Source organism: uncultured Ruminobacter sp. (assembly GCA_902764345.1).
Lineage (GTDB): Bacteria > Pseudomonadota > Gammaproteobacteria > Enterobacterales > Succinivibrionaceae > Ruminobacter.
On the sequence record CACWVT010000074.1, the window covers coordinates 1 to 6314 of the forward strand.

The following is a 6314-nucleotide window of genomic DNA, read 5'->3' on the forward strand; positions in this document are numbered from 1 at the left end:
ATCCAAAAATCAATACATGTTTTTAAAAAACACCCAAACCGCCTAGGATATGGGTTATGTTGTTATTTTCACTTTAAAACAAGTGGGAATCTCGAGTAACTATATCTTCAAAGAATGGGCTCCTACGGAGTCCTGCCGTATTTTATTTCTGCTTTCAGAATCTTTTTCCCCACCTTTCGTTTTACGCAGTACGTCACTTGTAAAAATCAGTCGAATCGAGTACGATAACAGCTGTTTTCTACTTTTAATAATACATATCCCAGAGACAGACAGTGAACAGAATCTTTTTCAACGCACTTAACGGATGCGGCTTTATGCTGCTTGCAGCCTTATGCGGCTGTACGTCAGGTAATATCAACAATGATATCAGAAAAGCCAACAACAACTTCAGATATCTGGACACGGTAAACACCGCAGAACCCATCAGAACACCTGTAGGCCTGACACCTCTTGTATTCTCCAGGGAATTTGAAATTCCCGTACAGGGCGTAAAGGATTCACGTGCAGCCATTCTGGGAAAACATGTGGACATCCGTCCGCCTCAGAAGCTTATTCCGCTTGATCCCAATGTCGTAACCTTCAATGACGGCGACCTGTCACAGGTGTGGTTCTATCCGGATGAATACGGCAAAACCATGACCCCGAATGAACTGTTCAGCGTTCTTGTCCGTTTTCTGAACATGAACAACATCGACATCGAAAGCATTGATCCGGTAAATAACTTCGTTCAGACAGACTGGTATGAAGGCACGGAATTCGCCACACCTTACAACACTTCCGACATGGCCGAAAGTGCACTGATATACAGACAGAAGTATCTGTTCAGACTCATCAGAAACAGTCAGAACATACCGGGGGTTGCCGTTCAGATCACCGATAACATCATCGAACGTCCGTCCGGAGAGGAATTAAGTACTGGACTCAACAGATTTGAGCCTGCCAGATTCTCCGCACTCATGGCCAACAGATTCATGCAGTCCTACCATCAGCAGCAGCTCAACATACACGCAAAGACCGCCCAGAATCTGGAAATCACCATCGGCAGGGACAACAATGAACTTCCATGCTGGATGATTAATGCGCCTTTCGATGAAACCTATGCCGTGCTTACCGAGCTGATGATTGATTACGACATACGCATTTCCGAATACTCATCCACGGCGGGAGAAATAAAAATCGACTACTCCGAACTTGATCCGGAGGACTGGGAAAAACACGATACCGAACCATGGGCGATCGATTCAGGCAAATATACATTCAAAATCGGTGTATATGACGAAAAATCAACCATTACGCTTTATGACAAGAACAATCAGCCTTTAAGTTCTGGAATAATAACCAGAATGTACAGCGGTTTTTCAATTTCATTGGCTAATCAGTTCGCAAAACACAGAAAAACTGTTAATCACAAGTAAATTTTATGATACAATGCGCGCATGCCATGAGGGAACGCCCCTTCCGCCAGGGAAAGGAGTTATGAACATGATAAGTTTCCCTTAATCAGCATGGCGCGCATCCGAATCGGACGCATCATCCGGTTTGTGCATATACAATGGAAGTGCCACTTTAGCTCAGCTGGTAGAGCAATTGTTTCGTAAACAAGAGGTCGCAGGTTCGAATCCCGTAAGTGGCACCACCTTAATCCCCTTCCGTTTTGCCAGTTACTCAGAAAAAACTTCACAGTCACAACGCCCAATCTTCAAATAAGCTGTGTCCGTACGCAGTTCAGTCATAAACAAAAATTTAACATTTACATTATCAGGTGGTGAACTTTTGTTAATCACGAAAGTCTTATGAATATCACAAAAATAAAAAATGCTTAGGCAGTTATAATATATTTCAAAGCATATTGCATGTCAGGCTGAATATTATGGATAAATCAAACAATTTATGTTCCAACAGATCATTTCTGTCATTCTTTACGGTTAAACTTCTCGGAGCCTTTAACGACTCATTCATACAGGCAGGCTTTCTGGCCTTCGTAACCTATGCCCTGCTTAATACACCGGAACAGTCTCAGACTCTGGTATATCTGGCATCAGGCCTTTTCATGATTCCTGTATTTCTGTTCTCTGCCCTTGCCGGCGAACTCTCAGACAAGTACGACAAGACAAAATTACTCAGCAGACTTAAGATTTTTGAAATCTGCATCGCTGCGATAATGGCAGTATCATTCCTTACATCATCCGCAAACGGTATGCTTCTCGGAATGTTCCTGGCGGGTGTGGAGGCATCATTCTTCACCCCTATCCGCCTCAGTATCGTGCCGTTCATAACAGGAAATGATAAACTCATATCGGCAAACTCTGCCCTTGAGTCCGGTTCCTACATCACCAAATTTGCCGGAACCATTGCAGGCATCATTGCAGGAGCCACAATCAACGTCTACTTCCCGATTGTACTGCTGATTCTTTCCACTCTTGGTTATATTGCCTCCAGAAAAATCGCTCCGCAGGAGCCTGCAGACGCCAATACGGTCGTTCATAAGATGTTCATCAGTTCAACCTGGAACAATCTGAAGTATGCCCGTCATTCAAGACCGGTTTATCTCTCCCTTCTGGGACTTGCCGGTGCATGGTGCGTCACCGTAACCTTCATGATTCAGCTCAGTCAGATTGCCAACAACATTTTCGTCAATGAATTCGGAAAGGAAATTCTGAGTCCGCTGTTCCTCGGACCGTTCTGTCTCGGCATCGGTGCCGGTGCGGCCGTAGCCTCAAAGGTTTACAGAAAGGAAGCCATCAATGCCTTTCTGCCGTTGAGTGCCGTAATTGAAGCCGGCCTCATGATTTATTTCACGGTTATTTTCTGCAACCACACTCCACTTACCTATCATCTTGATAAGATTGAAACCTTCAGTCAGGGAACTGAATTTATCACCTCATTCCTCTCATCCTTCAGTGGCATAAACTTTATCGTAACCATCTTCCTCATTACCTTCTTTGCGGCAATGTTCATTGTACCGGTAACATCCTACCTGCAGCAGAGTTCTCCAGACGAAATCCGTACCAGAATAATGTCCGCAAACAACATTACCGCCGCACTGTTCAGCGTAATCAGTTCCGTAATCGGCGTTGCCTGCACCTGTATATTCGGTGCGAGATTCGGTCTGGCACTCATGTCTGGCATAATATCTCTGGTATGCCTCGTTGGAGCCCTTATTACCGTAGGCATTCTCCCTGTTCCAATGCTGAGAGCGCTGGTAAGAAAAGCTCTCGAACTTGTCTATCACGCAAAATGCGAAGGCATCGAGAACTTTGAGGCAAGACGCGGAAAGCGTACAATCATCATAGCAAACCATACATCATTCCTCGACGGGGTGCTTCTGTGGACATATCTGCACGATGACATTTCATATGCGGTAGATACCAGCATTGCCGAAAAATGGTATTACAGGATACTGCTTTCCGTAACCAAGTACTATCCTATAGACAGTACCAACCCGATGGCCATCAGAAGTCTCATCAAGGAGATCGACAACGGCAACATTCCTGCCATATTCCCTGAAGGCCGCATCACCACCACCGGCACCCTCATGAAAATCTACTCAGGTACCGCAGTCGTGGCCGATAAGGCTGATGCAGAAATTCTGCCTATTATTATTGAGGGCAGTCAGTACTCATCATTCTCATACTTCGGTAACAAATTCCGCCACAAACCGCGTTCCCGCATACTCATCAAGGTCATGCCGGCACTTAAATTCAGTGTTCCAAAGGAATATACCGGTAAGGAAAGGGCGCAGAAGGCCTCAGACATGATGTATAACATTATGGCGCAAATGAAGGTTGAAGCCAGCATAATGACCAAAAACACTCTGTTCGGCTCATTCATTGACACATGCAAGACCCTCAGCACTTCCAAGAAAATTCTTGAGGATCACAACCGCAAACCGATTACATCAAAAAGCCTGTTTGTAAAATCAATGGCTCTTGGCAGCTACTTCAAAAAGAACGAACCTGAAAGCTGTGTTGGTCTGCTGCTGCCTAATTCTGCCGCCGGCGTCGTTGCCTTCATGGCTCTTCAGGCCTGCGGTAAGATTCCGTGCATGCTGAACTTCTCAACAGGTACCAAAAACCTTCTGGCCTGTTGCGATGCGGTACCGCTCAAAACCGTATACACCTCAAGAACCTTTATTGAAAAAGGCGGATTTACCCCGCTTACTGAAGCTCTTAGCCAGCACGGAATTGAAGTAAAGTATCTTGAGGATCTCAAAAACGGGATCACACCATTCATCAAAATATCAGCCCTGCTGAGTCTGCTGAAACCGTACAGATCCTATCAGAAGCTCTGTGACGGTAAACATAACCCTGATGCCCCTGCAGTAATTCTCTTTACCTCAGGCTCCGAAGGGTTGCCAAAGGGCGTTGTTCTCAGCCACCGCAATATTGAAACAAACATCGTGCAGCTGCAGGCTGTTCTGCCTTTCAGCATGCTGGACTCCGTATTCAACTCAATGCCGATGTTCCATTCCTTTGGTCTGACAGCAGGCACACTGCTGCCGTTAATTACCGGCATGAAAGTATTCATGTATCCGTCTCCGCTGCACTATAAGAACGTACCGCTTCTCGTGTACGATACAAACTCAACAGCCATATTCGGTACAGACACCTTCCTTAGGGGATATGCCGAATATGCCCACCCTTATGATATGTATGCCGTAAGATTTGTGGTATCCGGAGGTGAAAAGCTTAAGGAAGATACCATAAACATGTGGAATGACAAGTTCGGTATCCGTATACTTGAAGGTTACGGTGCAACCGAAACCGCTCCGGTTATTTCCGTAAACACAAACATGTACTACAGACGCAACACTGCAGGCTGTCCGCTTCCGGGAATTGAAACAAAACTGGAGCCGATTCCGGGAATCACCGAAGGCGGTCGCCTCTGGGTTCGCGGTGACAATGTAATGCTCGGCTACGTAAGGGCCGACAATCCTGGCGTAATAGATCCTCCTACCGACAAATGGTATGACACCGGAGACATAGCAACCATCGACGAAAAGAACTTTATCCATATTCTTGGCCGAGCCAAGAGATTCGCCAAGATTGCCGGAGAAATGGTATCCCTTACCCAGGTGGAAACTGCTCTTAGCAGAATGTATCCTGACAATCCTTTGGCCGTCGTATCAGTTCCGGACGACAAAAAGGGCGAACAGCTCATGCTGTTCATCACCGGAGCTGAGCCTTCACGTACTGACATCAGGGATCTCTTTAAAGTCCAGGGGATTACGGAACTGGCCATCCCGAAATACATCAGAGTTGTTGACAGTATTCCGCTTAACGGCACCGGCAAAACCGACTACCTGAAGGTTAAGAGTGAAGCCTTGTCCATCATTGGAGCTGAAAGCGATGCCTAACCGCAGATCACCGTGAATATCTCCAAACGGTAAGATGAAAAAGTCTGCCATATCACTTCTCTGATATGACGGACTTTTATTTTAAAGACTGAAGCGGACAAATCAACACGGATCTTCCGCCTGAAGTTCAGCTTCTGACCGGTTTTTTCCCTACTTAATGAAATGGGTGTAAACCTTATCCACTGCGGACGGCTGTTTTACCCCGGCAGCCTTACCGGCCTCAATGCTTCTCATAAGCCATACCATATTGCCTGCAAGAACACGCATTATCTGAAGACCTTCCTCATCCTTATGCACGTCATCAGGAGCACGGCCATGAACCATATTCCAGTAATTTGCAGACACTATCGGCATCTGATTAAACTGGAAGTATTTATTCAGCACGTCAAGAGTTGCAGTGGTACCGGCCCTTCTTGCTGAAGTTATGGCTGCGGCAGGCTTGAAACGCAGATCCTCACCGGCAACACCCCACAGACGGTCGAGAAGTGCAATCACCTCGCCTGACGGTGAAGCGTAGTATACAGGAGAGCCGATAACAATCCCGTCGGCAGTTTTTACGGCTTTGGCAATCTCATTAACCAATGCGTCAATGTCGCCGTTTAACGCCCTTGAACCGGCAAAAACAATTTCCGAATCAATCCCCTCTTCCTTGAAAACAGCAGCCATTTCAGTCATGGCAGTATAGGTGCAGCCGTGTTCACGTCTGCTGCCGTTGATCATCAGTACTTTCATAAAAACCGTATCCCTTAACAATTGTCGAACAAGCACCCGGAATTCTTGGTCTCAAGAACCGGAATCCTGAACATTCTAACAGCCACTTTCATAAAAGCACACTAAATTTGACATAAAAACGTTAAACCCGAAACTTTGTTGTTTTAAACATATACGAAAAATAATTTAATGGAAGTTGCAGAAAATACAAGACTTCCATAATTTTTTGCGGTATAATATAAACATA

3 protein-coding genes and 1 tRNA gene are annotated in these 6314 nt (G+C 45.6%); 3 read left to right on the forward strand and 1 reads right to left on the reverse strand.

Features of this window, described 5'->3' with window-relative positions; all coding sequences use genetic code 11:
* Positions 1 to 272: 272 nt before the first annotated feature.
* The 3 genes from bamC to QZU58_RS09560 all read left to right on the forward strand — a co-directional run bounded on the left by bamC (position 273) and on the right by QZU58_RS09560 (position 5356).
* A complete protein-coding gene (gene bamC, locus QZU58_RS09550) occupies positions 273 to 1415 on the forward strand; it encodes an outer membrane protein assembly factor BamC (protein ID WP_294460371.1) in 1143 nt (380 codons plus the stop codon).
* 145 nt (positions 1416 to 1560) lie between these two features.
* Positions 1561 to 1636, forward strand: a tRNA-Thr gene (locus tag QZU58_RS09555).
* 234 nt (positions 1637 to 1870) lie between these two features.
* Positions 1871 to 5356, forward strand: coding sequence for an MFS transporter (locus tag QZU58_RS09560; protein ID WP_294460369.1), 3486 nt, complete (start codon positions 1871 to 1873; stop codon positions 5354 to 5356).
* Positions 5357 to 5506: 150 nt separating this feature from the next.
* Here QZU58_RS09560 and QZU58_RS09565 read toward each other — a convergent pair whose 3' ends face one another.
* A complete protein-coding gene (locus tag QZU58_RS09565) occupies positions 5507 to 6088 on the reverse strand; it encodes a flavodoxin family protein (RefSeq protein WP_294460367.1) in 582 nt (193 codons plus the stop codon).
* Positions 6089 to 6314 lie beyond the last annotated feature (226 nt).

What these genes read in the sequence shown, in the direction of transcription:
- QZU58_RS09560 (WP_294460369.1), top strand. Translation starts at nt 1,871, where the DNA reads ATGGATAAATCAAACAATTTATGTTCCAACAGATCATTTCTGTCATTC.
- QZU58_RS09565 (WP_294460367.1), bottom strand. Translation starts at nt 6,088, where the DNA reads ATGAAAGTACTGATGATCAACGGCAGCAGACGTGAACACGGCTGCACC.